This is a genomic window from Sphingomonas insulae, assembly GCF_010450875.1.
Classification (GTDB): Bacteria; Pseudomonadota; Alphaproteobacteria; order Sphingomonadales; family Sphingomonadaceae; genus Sphingomonas; species Sphingomonas insulae.
Genome location: NZ_CP048422.1, coordinates 2,279,939 through 2,298,924 on the forward strand (window position 1 = coordinate 2,279,939; position 18,986 = coordinate 2,298,924).

At 65.7% G+C, this 18,986-nt stretch carries 15 protein-coding genes and 1 tRNA gene; 4 read left to right on the top strand and 12 right to left on the bottom strand.

Going from position 1 to position 18,986, the window contains the following annotated elements; all coding sequences use genetic code 11:
- The first annotated feature begins 54 nt into the window (after nucleotides 1-54).
- Both GTH33_RS12490 and GTH33_RS12495 read left to right on the top strand, forming a co-directional pair.
- Nucleotides 55-1,557, top strand: a complete 1,503-nt coding sequence (locus GTH33_RS12490) for a glycerol-3-phosphate dehydrogenase (RefSeq protein WP_163960005.1) — start codon at nucleotides 55-57, stop codon at nucleotides 1,555-1,557.
- The gene (locus tag GTH33_RS12495; protein WP_338054383.1) at nucleotides 1,485-2,327 is read left to right on the top strand and encodes a DeoR/GlpR family DNA-binding transcription regulator; all 843 of its coding nucleotides are present in this window, start codon (nucleotides 1,485-1,487) and stop codon (nucleotides 2,325-2,327) included. The genes GTH33_RS12490 and GTH33_RS12495 overlap by 73 nt, the downstream gene beginning before the upstream one ends.
- Nucleotides 2,328-2,405: 78 nt before the next feature.
- Here GTH33_RS12495 and GTH33_RS12500 read toward each other — a convergent pair.
- Together GTH33_RS12500 and GTH33_RS12505 are read right to left on the bottom strand one after the other, a co-directional pair.
- Nucleotides 2,406-2,480, bottom strand: a tRNA-Glu gene (locus GTH33_RS12500).
- Between the two features lie 77 nt (nucleotides 2,481-2,557).
- Nucleotides 2,558-3,931, bottom strand: coding sequence for a class II 3-deoxy-7-phosphoheptulonate synthase (locus GTH33_RS12505; protein ID WP_163958667.1), 1,374 nt, complete (start codon nucleotides 3,929-3,931; stop codon nucleotides 2,558-2,560).
- A 121-nt stretch (nucleotides 3,932-4,052) separates the two neighbouring features.
- Between GTH33_RS12505 and GTH33_RS12510 the strand changes: the two genes are divergently transcribed.
- Entirely contained in the window at nucleotides 4,053-5,078 is a 1,026-nt protein-coding gene (locus tag GTH33_RS12510; RefSeq protein ID WP_163958668.1) for a M48 family metallopeptidase, read from the top strand.
- On the opposite strand, the gene GTH33_RS12515 is transcribed toward GTH33_RS12510, so the two are convergent.
- The 6 genes from GTH33_RS12515 to GTH33_RS12540 form a co-directional block, all read right to left on the bottom strand.
- Nucleotides 5,072-6,010, bottom strand: a complete 939-nt coding sequence (locus GTH33_RS12515; protein ID WP_163958669.1) for a D-2-hydroxyacid dehydrogenase — start codon at nucleotides 6,008-6,010, stop codon at nucleotides 5,072-5,074. The two genes, GTH33_RS12510 and GTH33_RS12515, sit on opposite strands and share 7 nt — an antisense overlap.
- The gene (gene cysS, locus GTH33_RS12520; RefSeq protein ID WP_163958670.1) at nucleotides 6,007-7,434 is read right to left on the bottom strand and encodes a cysteine--tRNA ligase; all 1,428 of its coding nucleotides are present in this window, start codon (nucleotides 7,432-7,434) and stop codon (nucleotides 6,007-6,009) included. Before cysS ends, GTH33_RS12515 begins: the two co-directional genes overlap by 4 nt.
- 39 nt (nucleotides 7,435-7,473) lie before the next feature.
- Nucleotides 7,474-8,403 carry an intradiol ring-cleavage dioxygenase gene (locus GTH33_RS12525; RefSeq protein ID WP_163958671.1) on the bottom strand — a complete coding sequence of 310 codons (930 nt, stop codon included), beginning with the start codon at nucleotides 8,401-8,403 and terminating at the stop codon, nucleotides 7,474-7,476.
- Nucleotides 8,404-8,649: 246 nt separating this feature from the next.
- Complete coding sequence (locus tag GTH33_RS12530) at nucleotides 8,650-10,083, bottom strand: efflux transporter outer membrane subunit (protein WP_163960009.1); 1,434 nt, start codon at nucleotides 10,081-10,083, stop codon at nucleotides 8,650-8,652.
- A 7-nt stretch (nucleotides 10,084-10,090) separates the two neighbouring features.
- On the bottom strand, nucleotides 10,091-11,683 hold the full coding sequence (locus tag GTH33_RS12535) for an MDR family MFS transporter (RefSeq protein WP_163958672.1): 1,593 nt from the start codon (nucleotides 11,681-11,683) through the stop codon (nucleotides 10,091-10,093).
- Nucleotides 11,680-12,870 carry an HlyD family secretion protein gene (locus GTH33_RS12540; RefSeq protein WP_163958673.1) on the bottom strand — a complete coding sequence of 397 codons (1,191 nt, stop codon included), beginning with the start codon at nucleotides 12,868-12,870 and terminating at the stop codon, nucleotides 11,680-11,682. The genes GTH33_RS12535 and GTH33_RS12540 overlap by 4 nt, the downstream gene beginning before the upstream one ends.
- A gap of 86 nt (nucleotides 12,871-12,956) precedes the next feature.
- Between GTH33_RS12540 and GTH33_RS12545 the strand changes: the two genes are divergently transcribed.
- On the top strand, nucleotides 12,957-13,400 hold the full coding sequence (locus GTH33_RS12545) for a MarR family winged helix-turn-helix transcriptional regulator (protein WP_163958674.1): 444 nt from the start codon (nucleotides 12,957-12,959) through the stop codon (nucleotides 13,398-13,400).
- 292 nt (nucleotides 13,401-13,692) lie between these two features.
- On the opposite strand, the gene GTH33_RS12550 is transcribed toward GTH33_RS12545, so the two are convergent.
- The 4 genes from GTH33_RS12550 to GTH33_RS12565 all read right to left on the bottom strand — a co-directional run bounded on the left by GTH33_RS12550 (nucleotide 13,693) and on the right by GTH33_RS12565 (nucleotide 18,984).
- Nucleotides 13,693-13,884, bottom strand: a complete 192-nt coding sequence (locus GTH33_RS12550; protein WP_338112522.1) for a YbdD/YjiX family protein — start codon at nucleotides 13,882-13,884, stop codon at nucleotides 13,693-13,695.
- The gene (locus GTH33_RS12555) at nucleotides 13,881-15,935 is read right to left on the bottom strand and encodes a carbon starvation CstA family protein (protein WP_163958675.1); all 2,055 of its coding nucleotides are present in this window, start codon (nucleotides 15,933-15,935) and stop codon (nucleotides 13,881-13,883) included. Before GTH33_RS12555 ends, GTH33_RS12550 begins: the two co-directional genes overlap by 4 nt.
- A gap of 193 nt (nucleotides 15,936-16,128) precedes the next feature.
- Entirely contained in the window at nucleotides 16,129-18,066 is a 1,938-nt protein-coding gene (gene acs, locus GTH33_RS12560) for an acetate--CoA ligase (RefSeq protein ID WP_163958676.1), read from the bottom strand.
- Nucleotides 18,067-18,156: 90 nt separating this feature from the next.
- On the bottom strand, nucleotides 18,157-18,984 hold the full coding sequence (locus GTH33_RS12565; RefSeq protein WP_163958677.1) for an alpha/beta fold hydrolase: 828 nt from the start codon (nucleotides 18,982-18,984) through the stop codon (nucleotides 18,157-18,159).
- Between the last annotated feature and the right edge of the window lie 2 nt (nucleotides 18,985-18,986).

Here is an 18,986-nt window from a genome sequence, read left to right on the forward strand (position 1 = left end):
CATGTAATGCGATATACCCTGTGGCAACAGCGGAGGTGTAGCTTGATGGATCGAATGACGGACGAACCCGTGGATGCGGCGACCGTCGACCTCTTGATCGTCGGCGGCGGTATCAACGGGACCGGCATTGCCCGGGATGCTGCGGGACGTGGCCTGTCGGTGCTGCTCGTCGAGCAGGACGATCTCGCCAGCCATACCTCTTCGGCCTCGACCAAGCTTATTCACGGCGGACTGCGCTACCTCGAATATGGCGAGTTCCGGCTGGTGCGAGAGGCGCTGATCGAGCGCGAGCGCCTCTGGGGGATGGCGCCGCACATCATCTGGCCGCTGCGCTTCGTCCTGCCGCAAACCCATTCGCCGCGGCCGGCGTGGATGGTGCGGCTTGGCCTGTTCCTTTACGATCATCTCGGCGGGCGCGAACGGCTTCCCGGCACGCAGAGCGTATCGCTCGCCCGCTCGGCATTCGGCAGCGGCCTGTCGCCGCGCGCAGGCAAGGCGTTCGTCTATTCGGACTGCTGGGTAGAAGACAGCCGCCTCGTCGTCCTGAACGCCCTTGATGCCGCGGAGCGCGGTGCCACGATCGCTACCCGCACCCGATTGGTCAGCGCGTCCCGCACCGCGGCCGGGTGGATCGCCGAACTTCAACCAGCAGATGGCGCCAGCCGCCGGGTCAGCGCGCGAGCGCTGGTCAACGCCGCTGGCCCCTGGGTGGCCGACGTGCTCGGCAAGACGGCGGGCGCGCGGAACGACCGGTCGGTGCGACTGGTCAAGGGCAGTCACATCATCGTGCCGCGCCTGTATGACGGGGAGCACGCTTTCATGCTTCAGAACGCCGATCGCCGCATCGTCTTCGCAATACCGTATGAAGGCGAATATACCCTCGTCGGCACCACCGACGAACCCTGGACCGCTCCCCCAAGCCAAGCGACGATCAGCATGGATGAGACACGCTATCTGCTCGACACCATCGCACGCTATTTCGAACGTCCGGTCGCGACCGACGATATCGTCTGGAGCTATGCGGGTATCCGCCCGCTTTACGACGACAAGGCGGCCAATGCCTCGGCGGTCACGCGTGACTATGTCCTCGACCTCGACGCCGCGGCGGATCGCGCGCCGATGCTCAGTGTCTACGGCGGCAAGATCACGACCTATCGCAAGCTCGCCGAACATGCCCTGCGCGATCTCGCGCCAATGTTACCTGGGGCGGGACCGGCATGGACCGCGGGTGTAGCACTGCCCGGCGGTGATATGCCGGATGCCGACTTCGATGCCTTCCTTGCCGGGTTGACCGCACTTTATCCACAAATGCCGTCGACCCTGCTGCGCAGGCTCGCCCGCGCATATGGTACCCGGGTGGAGGCGATCTTCGGTACGGCGACTACGATCGCCGACTTAGGCACGGATTTCGGAGGTTCCCTTTACAAAGCCGAGGTTGATTACCTTGTCGCACGCGAATGGGCGCGTACTGCCGAGGACGTGCTTTGGCGGCGCAGCAAGCTTGGTCTGCATGTGCCGCCCGGGACCACGGAGCGGCTGGCGGCCTATCTGGCGTGAGCGACGCCGATATGCCCGTTCGCCATGCGCGCATTGTCGAGGTTGCGCGACAGAGTGGCCGCGTGTCGGTCGAAGAACTGGCGAGCATGCTGGACGTCACGCCGCAGACCATCCGTAAGGACCTGACCCTGCTCGAACGGCGCGGCTTGCTGACCCGCGTTCATGGCGGCGCGGTCCCAAGTTCCGGCACCGACAATCTTGCTTATGCCGAACGCCGCGACATGGCCGTCGCCGCTAAATCCGCGATCGGGGCCGCTGCGGCGGCGCTTGTCCCGGATGGCGCCAGCCTGTTCATCAACATCGGCACCACGACGGAGGCGATCGCCCGCCATCTGATCCATCGCGCCAAGTTGATGGTCATCACCAACAATCTGAACGTCGTCGACATCCTTGCTGACTGCCCGGGGTTCGAGGTGATTGCCGCTGGCGGCCGCGTTCGTGCGAGCGATCGTGCGGTTATCGGCGGCATCGCCATGGACTTCATCCGCGGTTTCAAGGTCGACATCGCACTGATCGGTGCGTCCGGGATAGAGGCCAATGGCGACTTCCTCGATTATGACGTCGACGAGGTGCGCGTGTCACAGACCATCATCCGCAACGCGCGCCAGGTAATCCTCGCGATCGATTCATCCAAGCTTGATCGACCGGCACCGGTTCGCATCGGGAACCTCGACGACATTGACTGGCTGGTAACCGATCGCGTGTCGGAAAGCTTGCGGGCGGCCTGCACCGATGCGGGCGTACGGGTGGTTGAAACCGAAGCCCGTTAGTCCGTCCTCCCGCAATTGGTTGCCGCATAGCGGTAAGCCGCGGCCCATGTACTAAGAACTACCGCACGGTCATGATGATGGTGACCCCTACGAGAATCGAACTCGTGCTTTCGCCGTGAGAGGGCGACGTCCTAACCGCTAGACGAAGGGGCCGTTTGCGGTGAAGGGGGCTCCTAGGCGTGAGGGGGTGGGGCGTCAAGCGTCTTCTCTCGACGCCCCGTTAAACGTCATCAGGCTGCGGCCCGGCGACGCTCCGCCATCTCCTCGTTGAGCATTTCGGCAAGCAGGAACGCCAATTCCAGGCTTTGCCCCGCATTGAGCCGCGGATCACAATGCGTGTGGTAGCGGTCGGCGAGGCTCTGCTCGGTGACGTCGATCGCGCCGCCGGTGCATTCGGTGACGTTCTGCCCGGTCATCTCGGCGTGGATGCCGCCGGCGTGCGTCCCCTCGGCGCGGTGGACGGCGAAGAAACCGCGAACTTCAGCCAGGATGCGGTCGAACGGCCGCGTCTTATACCCTGTCACGGCCTTTACGGTGTTACCGTGCATCGGGTCGCAGCTCCACACGACCGGATGGCCTTCACGGGTCACCGCGCGCACCAGCTTGGGCAGATGCGCCTCAATCTTGTCATAGCCATAGCGTGTGATGAGCGTCATCCGCCCCGCGATGCGACCCGGATTAAGCGTGTCGAGCATCCGAAGCAGATCGTCCGGCTCCAGGCTTGGGCCGCACTTCACGCCGATCGGGTTGCCGATGCCGCGCAGGAACTCGACATGCGCGGATCCTTCGAAACGGGTACGATCGCCGATCCACAGGAAGTGCGCGCTTGTGTCGTACCAGTCGCCGGTCAGCGAATCCTGTCGGGTCAGCGCCTGTTCGAACGGCAACAGCAGCGCCTCGTGACTGGTGTAGAAATGCGTCTGTGCCAATTGCGGCACCGTTTCGGGATCGATCCCGCACGCGGCCATGAATTCCAGCGCTTCGCCGATGCGGTCCGCCGTCTCGGCATATTTCTTCGACCACGGGCTGCGGCCCATGAAGTCGTGTGTCCAGCGGTGCACCTGATGCAGGTTAGCATAACCGCCCTGTGCGAAGGCACGCAGCAGGTTGAGCGTTGCCGCCGATTGCGAATAGGCGCGGATCATCCGTTGCGGATCTGGGATACGGCTTTCCGGGGTGAAGGCGATATCGTTGACGTTGTCGCCGCGATAGCTCGGCAGCTCGACGCCATCGATCGTCTCGTTGGGGGCGGAGCGCGGCTTGGCGAACTGGCCTGCCATCCGGCCGAGCTTCACCACCGGAAGCTTGGATGCATAAGTCAGCACGACCGCCATCTGCAGGATGACACGGAACGTGTCGCGGATGTTGTTGGCGCTGTGTTCGGCGAAAGATTCGGCGCAGTCGCCGCCCTGCAACAGGAACGCCTTGCTTTCTGCCACCTTCGCCAGTTCGGCGGTCAGGTTGCGCGCCTCGCCGGCAAAGACGAGCGGAGGGAACGTTTCCAGCGTATTCGTCGCACGGGTCAATGCCGCGGCATCGGGATAGTCGGGAAGCTGACGGGCCTCTGCCTTGGTCCAGCTGTCGGGGGCCCAGTTCGCGGCCATAATCATGTCGTCCTTCGGGGGGTAAACGCGGGCCGACATGCGCCGAAAACGGTCTTCGCGCAATGAAGGAACGCTTGGGGGCGGCATGGCCGTGGCGCGCCCGCCGGGCTAAGGGGTCTGGATGAGCAAGTTGACGATCCACCTCGCGATTTTCGCAGCGACCTCGGCGACGCCCCTGATCGCCGCCACGCCCCCGGTCGGTGACGGGAGCGTGAACGCCGTGCAGGACACCGCGGCTACCTTCGACGCGCTGCGCAGCGTCGATGCCCGCATGGCCGGTATCGCCTATCGTCTCACCACCGCCAACGTCGCGCTGTGCCGTGATCGCGCGCCGACGCCGGGCTGGGCGATCCACGGTATCGATCAATATGATGCCGGTCTGCGCGACCAGGCCCGCCGCAGCTTCGGTTTCGACGCACCCATTGCTGTGGAGGCAGTGGTGCCGGGCTCGCCTGCCGAGGCAGCGGGCGTACGTGCCAATGACGGGATCGTTTCGGTCAACGGTCATGCTCTCGACGGCGCCCCCGCGGCGAAAGGTTCGAGCAGCGCAGGGCGCGACGCCGCCACCGATACGATCGCGGCGTTGCCCGCCGATCGTCCACTCGACGTGGTATTGCGCCGCAACGGGCAATCGCTAGCAGTCCGCATCGCCGCATCACCTGGCTGCCGCAGCGCATTCGAGGTGCTGTTAGGACCGGGGATGGAGGCGTCTGCGGATGGCCGGATCGTGCAGATCGGCGTGCGCTTTTTCGAACGGTACAGCGACGACGAGGTCGCCGTAGTAATTGCACACGAGCTGTCGCACAATATCCTGCATCATGCCCGCCGACTGGATGCAGCCGGCGTCAAGCGCGGGTTGCTGGCGGAAGTCGGACGCAATGGCCGGTTGTTCCGCCTGACGGAGGATCAGGCAGACCTGCTCGGCATGCATCTGCTCCGCAACGCAGGCTACGATCCGCAGATCGCCGTTCGGTTCTGGCGCGACCATGGCGGTGACGTCGACGGTGGCCTGTTCCGCAGTCGGACCCATCCGTCCTCCGCCGCCCGCGCCAACGCGATCGAGGGAGAGATCTCTCGCGTACCGGCCGGCGCTTCGCGGCCGTTCATACCGCCGCTGATCGCGGACGCCGACCAACCGCTTCAGTAACCCGCGTCGACGTCCGCCACGTTGTTCATCGGCCGGCCCGCGACGAACGCGCGGGCATTCTCCAAGAACAGCGTCGCGCCGCGCTGAAACATCGTCGTCTGGCTACGTCCCGACATGTGCATCGAGATCATGCAATTCGGCGCCGTCCACAATGGGTGGCTCACCGGCAACGGCTCGGGATTCGTGGGGTCCAGGAAGGCGCCTCCGATGCCGCCGCCATGCAGCTCGGCGAGCAATGCATCGTCGTCGATCATGTCGCCGCGTGCGATATTGATGAGCCACGCCGACGGCTTCATCGCGGCAAGTTCGGCGGTACCGATCAACGCCCTGGTCATTCCGGTCGATGGCGCAGCAAGTATCACCCAATCGAAACTGCCGAGCTGCGCGAACCAGCCATCCGGCGTCAGTGTGTTATCGCGTCCCGACCGGGTGACCCCGGTCACGCCGACGCCGAACGCGGTCAGCCGCTGACCGATCAGTCGGCCGATCGTGCCATAGCCGATGATTAGCGCCCGCGTGCCATCCAGCTCGATCTTGCCGGGCGCATCGCGCAACCAATCCTGTCGGTCCGCTGCGCGCAGCACCGTATCGAACCGCTTTGCCGCGGCCAGCACGGCCAGCATGGCATATTCCGCCACCGCAATGGCGTTGATCCCGGCGCCGTTGGTGAGCGTCACACCCCGTTCGCGCAACAGATCCAGCGGGAACGCGTCCAGCCCGGCATAGATCGTCGATACCCATCGCAGTTGCGACCCTGCAGCCCGGATCGCGTCGGCGACCAGTGCCGTCGGCTGCATGTCGACCCAGGCGATCGTCGCATCCGAAATCATCGCGTTCGCCTCGGCCGGCGTGGTGAACCATACCGGCTCGATCTCCGCGGGCAAATGCGGTTCGAGCAGGCCACGGGCGATGCCGGGGAGGACCGCCTTCATAGCACCACCTTCCAATCCCAACCCAGCGGATCGCCATCCATCACCTCGACACCCAAGGTCGCCAGCTCGTCCCGGATCGCGTCCGATCGCGGAAAATCCTTCGCCGCCCGTGCATCGCGCCGATCGGACAGCCGCTCTGCGATCCCGGCCTCATCGATACCCGCCGCCTTGGGGCGCACCCGCAGGTCTTCGCGCGACAACGTCAGCAGGCCCAGGCCGAGCACCGCGTCGAAATCAGCGAGCGCCGCCAGCCGATCGGCCGGACTCACCCGCTTGTCGGCAAGCAATTCGTCAAGGACCGGCAACGCCCTGGGCGTGTTCAGATCATCGGACAACGCCGCGTCCAGCCGCTCGGTATAGGGGGCTGCCGAGGCCGCTCCTTTTGCCTCGCCACGGGCTCGCAATGCCGCCACGGTCTGCACCAGACGCTTCAATCGTGTCTGCGCCGCCGCCAGATTGTACCATGAAAACTCCAGCTCGCTGCGGTAATGCGCTTGCAAGCACATCAGGCGATAGGCGAGGGGATGAAACCCGCGCTCGACCAGCGCCGGCAGGATCAGGAACTCGCCCGTCGACTTGGACATCTTGCCCCCGCGGTCGACCAGGAAATTGTTGTGCATCCATAGCGTCGCACCGCTGTCGGCGCTGCCGCTATAGGCCTGGTTCTGTGCGATCTCATTGGGGTGATGGATCTCGCGGTGGTCGATACCGCCGGTGTGGATGTCGAAATGCGCACCCAGATACTGCCGGCTCATCACGGAGCATTCGAGGTGCCAGCCGGGCGCGCCGCGGCCCCACGGGCTGTCCCATTCCATCTGGCGGTTTTCGCCGGGTGCACTCGTCCGCCAGATCGCGAAATCCGCCGCGTTGCGCTTGCCCGCGACGCTCTGGATGCGTCCCTCGGCCGGGCCATCGTCGCGCGTGCCCGCCAGTCGCCCATAATCCGGCACCGTCGAAGTGTCGAAATACAGTCCGTCCGACAGCCGGTAGCAATGCTTTTCGGCGATCGCCTCGCCGAACGCGATCATCCCGTCGACATGATCCGTCGCCAGTGGAAAGCGTGAGGGGTCGCGTACGTTCAGGTCCTTCAGGTTCGCCTTGAACGCCTGCGTATAGTATTCGGCGACCGCCCAGATATCCTTACCGCTCGCTTTGGCCGCAGCCTCCATCTTGTCGTCGCCGGCGTCGGCGTCGCTGGTCAGATGGCCGACGTCGGTGATGTTGATGATGTGGGTCAGGCCATGGCCCTTCCACGTCAGCACCCGGCCCAGCGTGTCGGTGAACAGGTATGCGCGCAGGTTGCCGAGATGCGCGTAGTGATAGACCGTCGGTCCGCACGAATAGATGCGGACATTTTCAGGGTCGGCGGGCTGGAACAGCTCGAGGCTGCGGGTCAGGCTGTTGTAGAGCGTCAGCGGGGTCATGCCCGCAGCCTTAACCCGCCCCGCGCGCGACCGCCAACCCTAACGCGCCAGGCCGATCAGTGCCGTCCCGATATAGCCCGCCGCCACGCTGCCGGTCAGCAACGGCGTTTGCTGCGCCGTTTGCGCGGCACTGTTGTCGCCGAACACGCCATCGCTCGACAGAGACACCCGCGCGAAGTTGGTCGCACTCGCCGGGTAGGTCGCCGTATCCGCATAGACGGCGCTGCACACCGCTGCCGGCATCGCCAGCTGCGATACCAGAGAGGCATAGCGCCCGCTGGTCGCAGTCGACAGGCTCGAGAACACTTCGAAATGAATGTGCGGCCAGCGGCCGTCGTAGCAGCCAGGCACGATCATCGTGAACGTCGCCTGCCCGTTGGCATCGGTCACCTGAATGCCGCGCAGATAGCTTTCCGCCGCGACCGTATAGAGCGAATAATGCCCCTGGCGGTCGCACGACCAGATGTAGACCGCATAGCCACTGAGCGGCGCGCAGGCGGCATTGACGTTCACGACGGTCAGCGTAAGCGTCAAGGACACGCCGGTCGCAACGGTCGTCGTGCCGAGGAAGCTCGACCGGATATCGCTGCGTACGATACCGCTTGCGGTCAGCGCATTGCTGGTGGAGCCCGATGCGGTGTTGGTCCCGTCGGCGGGGTAGGGGCCATTGGTTTCGCTCGGATCGACCAGGCATCCGCTCGCCGTGGCGGCAGGGGTCGGCGTGGCAGTGGCCATAGTAGCTGGCGTCGGCGCTGGCGTGGCGGTACTGCCGACCACCGCGACGCTGCCGCTTTCCGTTCCGCTGCCGCCACAGCCGGCGACCAGTGCCGCAGTGCCGGCTCCTGCAAACCACTGCAACGCCCGCCGCCGCGCCATTTGCGCCTCGAGCAGAGGCAGATCGTCCGTCAGGCCATGGCCGTGCGCGTGCCGGCCAGACGCGGGGGAGCCGTCGGTATCGTGATGCTTCATGAATGATCCTCCCGGTGGGGTGCCGGAGGAATGTCGCAACCGATTTGCGCCAATATGTCCCACGCTGAGCGGTGTGTTTCACGATTGTTTCAGAACCGCCGGCTGCCCGCTCTCATTCCACATCGCCTATTGTCGCCGATGGGCGCTTTAGGCACGTAGCGCTATCGGTGCTCGCTCGAAGCACGCGTCGAAAAGCGGAGGTGGCTATGATAAGCGGGACATGGTGGACAGAGCTTGCCCGCGACGTCAAGCGCTCCAGCCGAGCCCCAGGGCCTTTTGCAACGCGACGAAATCACTGGTCAGGCCGGCTGTTCCCGAAGAGAGGTTCTGATCGGCGGCGACGCGGGTGCGTTCTGCATCGAGCGTATCAATCAGCGTAGCGGTGCCCGCCCGGAAGCGCTGTTGCATGAGGCTCGCTGCTCGATCGGCACTGGCCTTGCTGCGCATCAGGCTGGCGACCGTCTCACGTCGATGACCGAACCGAGACAGCGCGTCCTCGGCGTCACGCAGTGCGGTCAGTACCGATCCGCGGTACTGGGCCTCCGCCTCGTCGCGCTGCCCTTCGGCCTGGTTGATGCGAGCCCGGTTGCGGCCGAAATCGAGGAAATTCCATTGCAGCATCGGTGCGGCCACTGCCACCAGTTTGTCGGGACTGATGTCCGACAGCTGCGTCCCACCCAATCCGATGAGGCCGAGGATGTTCAGGCGCGGAAAACGCGCGGCGTCCGCGACGCCGACCTGCGCCGTGCGCTGTGCGAGCTGGCGTTCGGCAGCACGGATGTCGGGGCGGCGTTGCAACAGCGCAGTGGCATCTCCGACCGCGACCACCGCGGGGGGCAGCGGGACAGGCTTTGCCGTGGTGAGCATCACATCCAGGGAACCCGGTTCCTCACCCACCAGAACCGCCAGAGCGTTCAGGTAACTCTCCAGCTCGGCCTGCAGCGGGACGATCTGGCCGTTTGTCGCCTCGACCTGACCTTGCAGGCGCTCGACGTCGAGCGCCGATGCGGCCCCACGGTCGAAACGCTGCCGGGTCAATGCCAGCATTTGCTGCTGCATCGTCGCCGACTGTCGCGACAGGGCGATGCGGCGTTGCCGGTCGCGCAGGTTGACGTAGGCCTGTGCGACCTCCGCGGTCAGGCTGACCTGAGCATCGGCGACGTTTGCCTCGGCAGCCTGCGCCTGCGCTCGCGCAGCCTCCACCGATCGCCGCCGGCCGCCGAACAGATCAACTTCCCAGCTCGCATCGAAGCCGAGGTTATAGAAGTCGACCGCACTGGCGTCGCCACCGCCGCCGGTCTGGGTATCGCCCGCGGCGTTGCCAAGATCGATGCCGGGCAGCCGCGCGTGCAGGTACGTGGCGGACGCGTTGGCACTCGGCGCCTGGTTGGCGCGTTCCAGCCGCAGCGAGGAACGAGCCTGGCGTAACCGCGCCTGCGCTACCGCGATATTCGGGTTGGCGGCGAGTGCACGCGTTTCGAGGTCGGTGAGCACCGCGTCGTTCAACTGCGTCCACCATGCGGCGACCACCGGAGCGGTCGCCACCGCAACTTGGCCGCCGCGCTTGAAACCGGCGTGCCCCGGCGCACCGGACAGCGTCTTCGGCGGTCCGGCGTAATTCGGCCCGACGGTGCATGCGCCGAGAGCCAGCGCGAGGGGAAGGAGGGGAAGGGTACGCATTATCGCCTCAATGCATCGCCGCGACTTTGCCATGCGGCAGCGGGCGGAGGAACAGGACCAGCGGCACGACGCAGCAGATGCCAACGGACAGCAGCCAGAACAGATCGTTGTAGGTCATCACCAGCGCCTGGCGCTGGATGGTACCGCCAAGCGACTGCAACGCGGTGGCAGTGCTGCCAAGCGAACGAGCGGTTCCGGCGATATAATCCTGGAGCGCCACGGAATTGGCATTCAGCACCTCGTCGATACGGCGGCTGTGCAGGTAGCTGCGCTGATCCTGCAACGTGGCGATCCCGGCGAGCGCGAACGACCCGCCGATGTTGCGGGCCGCGCTGAACAGGCCGGCCGCATCGCCGGCCTCCTCGGGCCGCACCGATGCGATTGCCGCCTGGTTAAGGAACACGAAGCCGAGGATGGTGCCGACACCGCGCAACAGCTGCGAATCGGTGAAGGCGCTGCCGACAGACTGGGCGGTCAGCGTCGTATCGAGATGACAGCTGAGCGCCATCATCAGCAACCCGGTCGCCACCGCAAGGCGGATGTCGAGCCGGCGGATCATGATCGGCACCAGCGGCATCATCAACAGGCTGGGGATGCCGCTGAGCAGCACGACCTTGCCCGATTGCAGTGCATTATAGTCGGCGATCGCCGCCAGGAACTGCGGGATGACGTAGCTGCTGCCGTACAGCACCATGCCGAGCACCAATCCCATGGTCGCGACGCTACCGAACTGGCGGTCGAGCAGGAGGCGCAGCTTCACCACCGGTTTGCGCGATAGGAACTGCCCGGCGAACAGCATGCCGAGGCCGAAAAGGGTAAGGACGGTCAGCTTGATGATGAGCGCCGACTGGAACCATTGTTCCCGCTGCCCCTCTTCCAGCACCACCGTCAGCCCGCCAAGCCCCAGCGCCAGCCCCGCGATACCCAGCCAATCTGCCTTCAGCAGTTCGCCGAGGTGCGCCTTTTGGTGCGGAAGGCCGACGAGCAGCAGCACGAGCAACAGCGCCCCCACCGGGATATTGAGGAAGAAGGCGTAATGCCAGCTGACGTTTTCGGTCAGGTAACCGCCGATCAGCGGACCGAGCACCGGCCCGAGAATGGCGGTGACGCCGAACAACGCGGTGCCGATCGGCTGCTGAGAGCGCGGCAGGCGGGTCGCGATGATCGTCATCGCGGTGGGGATCAGCGCGCCCCCGGTGATCCCCTGACCGGCCCGCCCGACGATCATCATCGTCAGCGTGGTCGACAGGCCGCACACGACGGAGAATGCGGTGAACAACACGGATGCGATCAGCAGGAAGGTGCGCAGGCCCAACACCCGTTCCAGCCATGCCGCGAGCGGAATGATGATGATTTCGGCGACCAGATACGAGGTCGCGATCCAAGTGCCTTCGGTACCGCTGGCGCCGATCTCGCCCTGGATCACCGGCAAGGCGGAATTGACGATCGAGATGTCGAGGGTCGCCATCAAGGCGCCCAGGCTGCCGGCCGCGACCGCCAGCCAGGCGCCAAGGTCCGCCTTTTCCGGCGTACCGGCGCCCTTTGTCGCAGCTGTGGGCTTCGCGGCGGCGCGGCCCCCAGGGGCGGCGGCACTGCTCACCGGTTGCGCCCCTCGCTGCGCCGTTCGTTATGCTGTTCCTGCTCGTCCTTGATGCGCTGCACCGATCCCTTGGCGGACCGCGTGTCGACCGTCACGTCGGCCGACATGCCCGGGACCAGCAACCGGCGCGTCTTCTCGCCCGCATCGATCGCGATCCGTACCGGGATGCGCTGGACGATCTTGGTGAAATTACCCGTCGCATTCTGCGGCGGCAGCAACGAGAATTGTGCACCGGTGCCGGGCGACACGCTTTCGACATGGCCATGAATCTCGACCCCGGGCAGGGCATCGACTTCCAGTGTGACAGGCTGTCCGATCCGCATCAAGCCAAGCTGCGTCTCCTTGAAGTTGGCCTCGACGTACAGTTGCTGGACCGGAACGACCGACATCAGCCGCGTACCCGCCTGGACGAACTGGCCGATCCGCACCGTCTTGTCGCCGACGCGACCATCGATGCTGGCCCGCAGAATCGTCGCGCCGACATTGACCTGTGCCGCCTGCAATTGCGCGCGACTGGCTTCGCCCTGCGCCTGTGCCTGCCGGACCTGCGCCTGGAGGGTACCGACGCGGCGGGTGGCGCTGGTCAGCGCGGCGTTGGCGGAGGCGACCTGCGCGTCGGCCTGTCGCGCCTGATTGACGAGTTGCGACAGTTTCTCGCGCGTTTCCGCACCCGATGCGGCCAGCGGCTGGTAACGCGTCACCTCGGCATGCGCGAACGCCGCGTCGCTGCGGGCGGCGGTAAGGTCCGATCGCGCCTTGTCGATCGCAGCCTGTTGTTCGCGGATCTGCGCGCGTACGCCTTGCGCATTGGCCCGCGCGACATCGATCTGCGCTTCGACCTGCGCGGCCTGCGCGCGATAGTCGCGGGCGTCGATCTGGAGCAGCGGCGTGCCGGCCTTGACCTGCTGGTTGTCGGCGACGAACACCTTGTCGACGTAGCCTGACACCTTTGGCGAGATCGTCACCGCGTCCGCCTGGATATAGGCGTCGTCGGTCCCTTGCATGAACTTGCCGACGCTCTGGTAGCGGACGTACCACAACACCCCGCCGATTATTGCCGCGGCAAGCACGATGAACAAGACGATCCGCACGCGGGGGTTCTTCAACGGCGACGGCTTGGCAGCCTTGTCGTCTGCCGAATCGTCCTCGTCGATGTGCTCGTCCGGCTGTTGTTCGTTGTCGGCCATGCGTTTCATCTTTGTCGGTCAGGAATGCCGCCTAGATGCTCGCACTTGCAGCATAGTGCAAGACCATTTAATGAGGGTCCTCACATATGGCCGCTCCCGATCATCTCGCATCCAGCCTGTTCAGCGTGTTCCTGCGCCTGCATCGTCTGATGAACCGTCGCATGGCGGATCACGGCGCATCGCTGGCGCGTACCAAGCTGCTGCTGTTCCTCGACCGGCGCGGGCCCGCACGCGCGGCGGACATCGCCGAATTCTTCGATAACGCACCGCGCACGGTGACCGAGGCGATCGACGGGCTGGAGCGCGACGGCCTGGTCGTGCGTACCGCCGACGCCCGCGATCGCCGCGTCAAGCAGGTGTCGATCACCGACGAGGGTCGCCGGGTGATCGGCGAGACCGAGCCGCTGCGGCAGGACCTGATCGAGGGGGTCTTCGGCGTGCTGAGTGCGGACGAGCGCGCGCGCATGGGGGACATGCTCGGTCGCATGGCGAAGGCGCTGGATGCGCAAGAGGCGACGCCCGCCGGCTGACGCTTGGCTATTGCATCCGATCCGGCCTGTGTTAGCATCTCCCTTACGCCATCGAAGAGTGGCGGAGAGGAGAGGTGCTGTGGACCGGTATCAACCGACCTTGTGCCAATGCGGATTTGGCCTGCTGTGCGCCGCGAGCGGGACCGCGTTGTCGATCTGCGCGATGACGTTCATGCTGCTGGGCTGAGCCCGGCGGACATCGCGATGGGAGGCTGTCGCCGGGCGCCGTTTTGCGCCAGGCAGGATATGAATGTCGTGCGGTTCGCGGTGTGCCGACCCGACCTGACCTGACTTAGCAGCACTTGCCCCCGCCGCGCCCGCCATAGCGCGCTTCTTGCCGATCGCGGAAGAATGCCGCTTCGGTCATCACCGGCGCGTGCGGGTGCGCCGCCGCCATATGTTCCACGTAGTTGCGATACGACGGCACGCCGACCATCAGCCGCCCCGTCTCACGCAGTCCGCGCCACAGGCCGCCGAGCGTCACTGCGCCGCTACCGCATCTGCCGGCATCTCGCTCACGCTCGGTCGATCGAGGCGCGGGGCGGCAAGGCAAGTGCGGATGCCATAGCCGATGATCGATACCACTACCGCCAGAAACAGCGCGCACAACGCCGCGTCGATACGGTCGTTCATCACCACCCGGTTCATCTCGCCCAGCGATTTGGCGGGCGCGAGCACCGCGCCGCGTGCCGCCGCATCCGCAAAGCGGCCGGCGTGCGCCAGGAAGCCGACGCGCAGATCGGCAGAGAACAGCTTCATCAGGCTGGCGGTCACCGTGCACAGCACCAGCCAGCCTGCGGGCAGGATCGTCACCCATGCATAGCGTTCACGCTTCATCCGGAACAGGACCACCGTCGCCAAGACAAGCGCCACCGCGGCGAGCATCTGGTTCGATATGCCGAACAGCGGCCACAGCGTGTTCACCCCGCCCAGCGGATCGGTGACGCCCTGATAGAGGAAGAAGCCCCAGGCGGATACGCACAGCGCGGTGCCGACGAGGCCCGGCACGAGGGACGTCGCGTTGCGGAAACGCGGCACCGCCAGCCCGATCAGGTCCTGCAGCATGAACCGGCCGGCGCGCGTCCCGGCATCCACCGCGGTAAGGATGAACAGCGCTTCGAACAGGATCGCGAAATGATACCAAAAGGCCATCATGCCAGCGCCGCCGATCAGCTTGCTGAAGATGTGCGCCATGCCGACCGCCAGTGTCGGCGCGCCACCGGCGCGGCTGATGATCGTCGTCTCGCCCACGTCAGTCGCGGTATTCGCGATCGTCTCCGCGCTGATTGGAAAGCCCATCGCGGTTACGGCGGCGGCGGCGCTGGCGGCATCGGTGCCGACGATCGCCGCCGGGCTGTTCATCGCGAAATAGACGCCGGGGTCGATGATCGATGCGCCGACCAGCGCCATGATGGCGACGAAGCTTTCCATCAGCATCGCGCCATAGCCGATGAAGCGTGCGTCCCCCTCGCTCGCGATCAGCTTGGGCGTCGTCCCGCTGGCGATGAGCGCATGGAAGCCGGACACCGCGCCACAAGCGATGGTGATGAACAGGAACGGAAACAGCGATCCCGACCAGACCGGCCCGCTGCCATCGACGAACCGGGTCATTGCCGGCATCCGCATCGGCGGTGCGACGACGACGATGCCGATCGCCAGCGCGGCGATCGCGCCGATCTTGAGAAAGGTCGACAGGTAGTCGCGCGGCGCCAGCAGCAGCCACACCGGCAGCAGCGCCGCCACCGCGCCATAACCGATCAGGATCCAGCACAATTGCACGGGCGTGTAGGTGAACCACGGCGCCCAGGCGGCCGACGCGGCAACATCCTGGCCATAGACGATCGCGAGGATCAGCCCGACCAGTCCGAGCAACGACACCTCGCCGATCCGCCCCGGCCTGATCCAGCGCGTATAGACGCCCATCAGCAGCGCGAGCGGGATCGTTGCGGCGACGGTGAACATCCCCCACGGACTGTCCGCCAGCGCCCGGACGACGATCAGCGCCAGCACCGCCAGGATGATGACCATGATCATGAACGCGCCGAACAGCGCGATCGTGCCGGGCACCGCGCCCATCTCCATGCGGATCAGTTCGCCGAGCGAACGTCCGTCGCGACGCATCGACAGGAACAGCACCATGAAGTCCTGCACCGCGCCCGCCAGCACCACGCCGGCGAGGATCCATAGCATCCCCGGCAGATACCCCATTTGCGCGGCGAGCACCGGGCCGACGAGCGGGCCGGCACCCGCGATGGCGGCGAAATGGTGGCCGAACAGCACGCGCCGATCGGTGGCGACGAAATCGAGTCCATCGGGATGGCGCACGGCGGGGGTAGGGCGGGACGGATCGATCCCGACCACAACCCTGGCGAGATAGAGCGAATAGAAGCGATAGGCGATCAGATAAACGGACACCGCGGCGACGACGATCCAGATCGCGCTGATCGCCTCTCCACGCGCGGTGGCGATCATCGCGAGCGCGGCGGCGCCGACCAAGGCGAGCGCGATCCAGCCGATGCGGCCTGCGATGGTCATTGATCCGTCTCCCTCGCATCCTGCCTAATGGGGGCTGGGGCTAGGGACAACCCGGACCAGTCCATTTGCGAGACGGCAATCATGCGGGGCGGAGGGATTGACGCGGGGGTCCCAAACACCCCGTCACTCCGGAACAAGTCCGGGATGACGGAGGCATTGTAGTAAGGTTTGGGCGCCAATCTCCCCGGACGTCTCAGCTAACCCTGTTAGCGACCAGATCGTCGACCACCGCAGGGTCCGCCAGCGTTGAGGTATCACCGAGGCTCGACGTATCCCCTTCGGCGATCTTGCGGAGGATGCGGCGCATGATCTTGCCCGACCGGGTCTTCGGCAGGGCGGGTGCGAACTGCAACTTGTCCGGCGTGGCGATCGGCCCGATCTCCTGCCGCACCCATGCCACCAGGCTCTTGCGCAATTCGTCGTCGCCGTCACGCCCGGCGTTCAGCGTCACATAGGCGTAGATGCCCTGGCCCTTGACGTCGTGCGGCATGCCGACGACCGCGGCCTCGGCCACCGCCTCGTGCAACACGAGGGCACTTTCGACCTCCGCGGTGCCCATGCGGTGGCCCGACACGTTGATGACGTCGTCGACGCGGCCGGTGATCCAGTAATAGCCGTCGGCATCGCGGCGACAGCCGTCGCCGGTGAAATACTTGCCCTCATAAGTGGTGAAATAGGTCTGGAAGAAGCGGTCGGCGTCGCCCCAGACACCGCGCATCTGGCCCGGCCAGCTTTGCGTGATGCACAGGTTGCCCTGCGACGCACCGACCAGCACGCTGCCCTTGTCGTCGACCAGTTGCGGCGCGACGCCCGGCATCGGCTTCGATGCCGATCCCGGCTTCATCGGGACGGCGCCGGGGATGGGGGCGATCATGATGCCGCCGGTTTCCGTCTGCCACCACGCATCGACGATCGGTGCGCGACCGTCACCGACGATGTCGTGATACCAGCGCCACGCCTCCGGATTGATCGGCTCGCCGACCGACCCCAGCAGCTTGAGCGACGAACGGTCGGTCCGGTGGACGTAATCGTCACCTTCCTTCATCAGGGCACGCAACGCCGTGGGCGCGGTGAAAAGCGTATGGACCTTGTGCCGGTCGACCACCTGCCAGATACGGCTGGCATCCGGCCATGTCGGCAACCCTTCGAACATCAGCGTCGTCGCGCCGTTCGATAGCGGTCCATAGAGGATGTAAGTGTGACCGGTGACCCAGCCGATGTCGGCCGCACACCAGAATATCTGACCGGGCTTATAATCGAATGCGACCTTGAACGTGAAGTCCGCCCAGAGCAGGAAGCCGGCGGATGTGTGCAACACCCCCTTGGGTTTGCCGGTCGAACCGCTGGTGTAGAGGATGAACAACGGGTCTTCCGCCGCCATCGTTTCGGCCGGACAGTCGCTGCCCACGGTCGCGACCGCCTCGTGGTACCAGACGTCGCGCTCGCCCATCGCCACGTCGGCGCCAGTCGCCTTGACGACGATCACGCGCTCCAGTCCCGGCGCGCGGGTGGCGGCTTCGTCGACGCAGGCTTTCAATTTGATGCGCTTGCCACCGCGCCGCCCCTCGTCGGCGGTGATGACGATCCGCGATCCGCAATCCTCGATCCGGCCGGCGAGCGCGTCGGCGGAAAACCCGCCGAACACCACCGAATGGATCGCGCCGATCCGTGCGCAGGCGAGGGCCGCATAGGCCGCCTCGGGGATCATCGGCATGTAGAGCGTCACGCGGTCGCCCCTGCCGACGCCCTGCGCTTTCAACACGTTGGCGAAGCGGCACACTTCAGCGTGCAGTTCGCGATAGGTGATGTGGCGCGCGTCCTCACCCGGCTCGTCGGGCTCCCAGATGATTGCGACGGTATCGCCGTTCTTCGCGAGATGCCGGTCGAGGCAATTGGCGGCGACGTTCAATTGACCGTCGGCGAACCATTTGATGTGGAAGTCCGCCTGGGCGAACGACCAGTCGCCCGCGATCGTGGGTTGCTTGATCCATTCGAGCCGCTTGGCCGCCTGATCCAGCCAGAAACCGCCGGGGTTGCTCGCCGCCGCCTCATACAATTCGGCGTAGCCCTTCGCATCGAGGCTGGCATTCGTCCAATCGCCGCTGATCGGATAGATTTCTGGATCGGTCATCACGCACCTTCGACAGGGAACCGCGGGTGCCGGGCGACACCCGCGGGAGGACCTAGCCAAGCGGCGAGCGCGATGCCAGCCGCCGCAACGTCATCGACCCAGGAAGGTCAGCAGATCGCTGGTCAGCCGGTCGCCGTGGGTGGCGAACAGGCCGTGCGGCGCGCCGTCATATTCCACCAGCTGGCTGTTTGCGATCCCGACCGATGCGGCGCGGCCGGCAGCGTCGATCGGCACGGTGGCGTCGGCGGTGCCGTGGATGATGAGCGTGGGTACGGAAAACGCGCCGAGGTCGGGCCGGAAGTCGGTGTGCCCGAACGCCTGCGCGCAGGCCAGCGTCGGCTTCAGTCCCGCCTGCATCGCCGTCGCCGTCGCCCAATCGAGGACGTCGTCGCTGACCGGATGGCTAATGACGCCGACGCCGAAGAACTGCTTGAAGAAGGCGTCGCGGAAGAAGTGAGCGCGATCCTTCTGGATGTTCGCGCCGATCTCCTGCAATTTTTCCTCGGGCGTGCCGTGCGGATTGTCCTCGGTCTTCAGCATGTACGGCACGACCGATGCGATCAGGCCGGCGGCGATCACGCCCTTGCCGCCGTGCCGGCTCATGTAGCGCGCGACCTCGCCGCCGCCCATCGAAAAGCCGATGACCGCCGCGTCGCTGTCTGCCCCGGTTGCTGCCATGACGTCGGCTAGATCGTCGGCCAGCGTATCATAGTCGTAGCCGCTCCACGGCTGGCCCGAGCGTCCAAAGCCGCGCCGATCATAGGCGATCGCGCGAAACCCCGCATCCGCCAGTGCCATCATCTGCGGATCCCAGCTGTCGGCGGACAACGGCCAGCCGTGCAGCAGGATCACCGGACGACCCGATCCCCAGTCCTTGACGTAGATGTCGGTGCCGTCGCGCGTTTTGACATAAGGCATGA

What these genes read in the sequence shown, in the direction of transcription:
- GTH33_RS12540 (WP_163958673.1), bottom strand. Translation starts at nt 12,870, where the DNA reads ATGGCCGACAACGAACAACAGCCGGACGAGCACATCGACGAGGACGAT.
- cysS (WP_163958670.1), bottom strand. Translation starts at nt 7,434, where the DNA reads ATGACCCCGCTGACGCTCTACAACAGCCTGACCCGCAGCCTCGAGCTG.
- GTH33_RS12510 (WP_163958668.1), top strand. Translation starts at nt 4,053, where the DNA reads ATGAGCAAGTTGACGATCCACCTCGCGATTTTCGCAGCGACCTCGGCG.
- GTH33_RS12545 (WP_163958674.1), top strand. Translation starts at nt 12,957, where the DNA reads ATGGCCGCTCCCGATCATCTCGCATCCAGCCTGTTCAGCGTGTTCCTG.
- GTH33_RS12525 (WP_163958671.1), bottom strand. Translation starts at nt 8,403, where the DNA reads ATGAAGCATCACGATACCGACGGCTCCCCCGCGTCTGGCCGGCACGCG.
- GTH33_RS12490 (WP_163960005.1), top strand. Translation starts at nt 55, where the DNA reads ATGACGGACGAACCCGTGGATGCGGCGACCGTCGACCTCTTGATCGTC.
- GTH33_RS12515 (WP_163958669.1), bottom strand. Translation starts at nt 6,010, where the DNA reads ATGAAGGCGGTCCTCCCCGGCATCGCCCGTGGCCTGCTCGAACCGCAT.
- GTH33_RS12505 (WP_163958667.1), bottom strand. Translation starts at nt 3,931, where the DNA reads ATGGCCGCGAACTGGGCCCCCGACAGCTGGACCAAGGCAGAGGCCCGT.
- acs (WP_163958676.1), bottom strand. Translation starts at nt 18,066, where the DNA reads ATGACCGATCCAGAAATCTATCCGATCAGCGGCGATTGGACGAATGCC.
- GTH33_RS12555 (WP_163958675.1), bottom strand. Translation starts at nt 15,935, where the DNA reads ATGACCATCGCAGGCCGCATCGGCTGGATCGCGCTCGCCTTGGTCGGC.
- GTH33_RS12530 (WP_163960009.1), bottom strand. Translation starts at nt 10,083, where the DNA reads ATGCGTACCCTTCCCCTCCTTCCCCTCGCGCTGGCTCTCGGCGCATGC.
- GTH33_RS12565 (WP_163958677.1), bottom strand. Translation starts at nt 18,984, where the DNA reads ATGCCTTATGTCAAAACGCGCGACGGCACCGACATCTACGTCAAGGAC.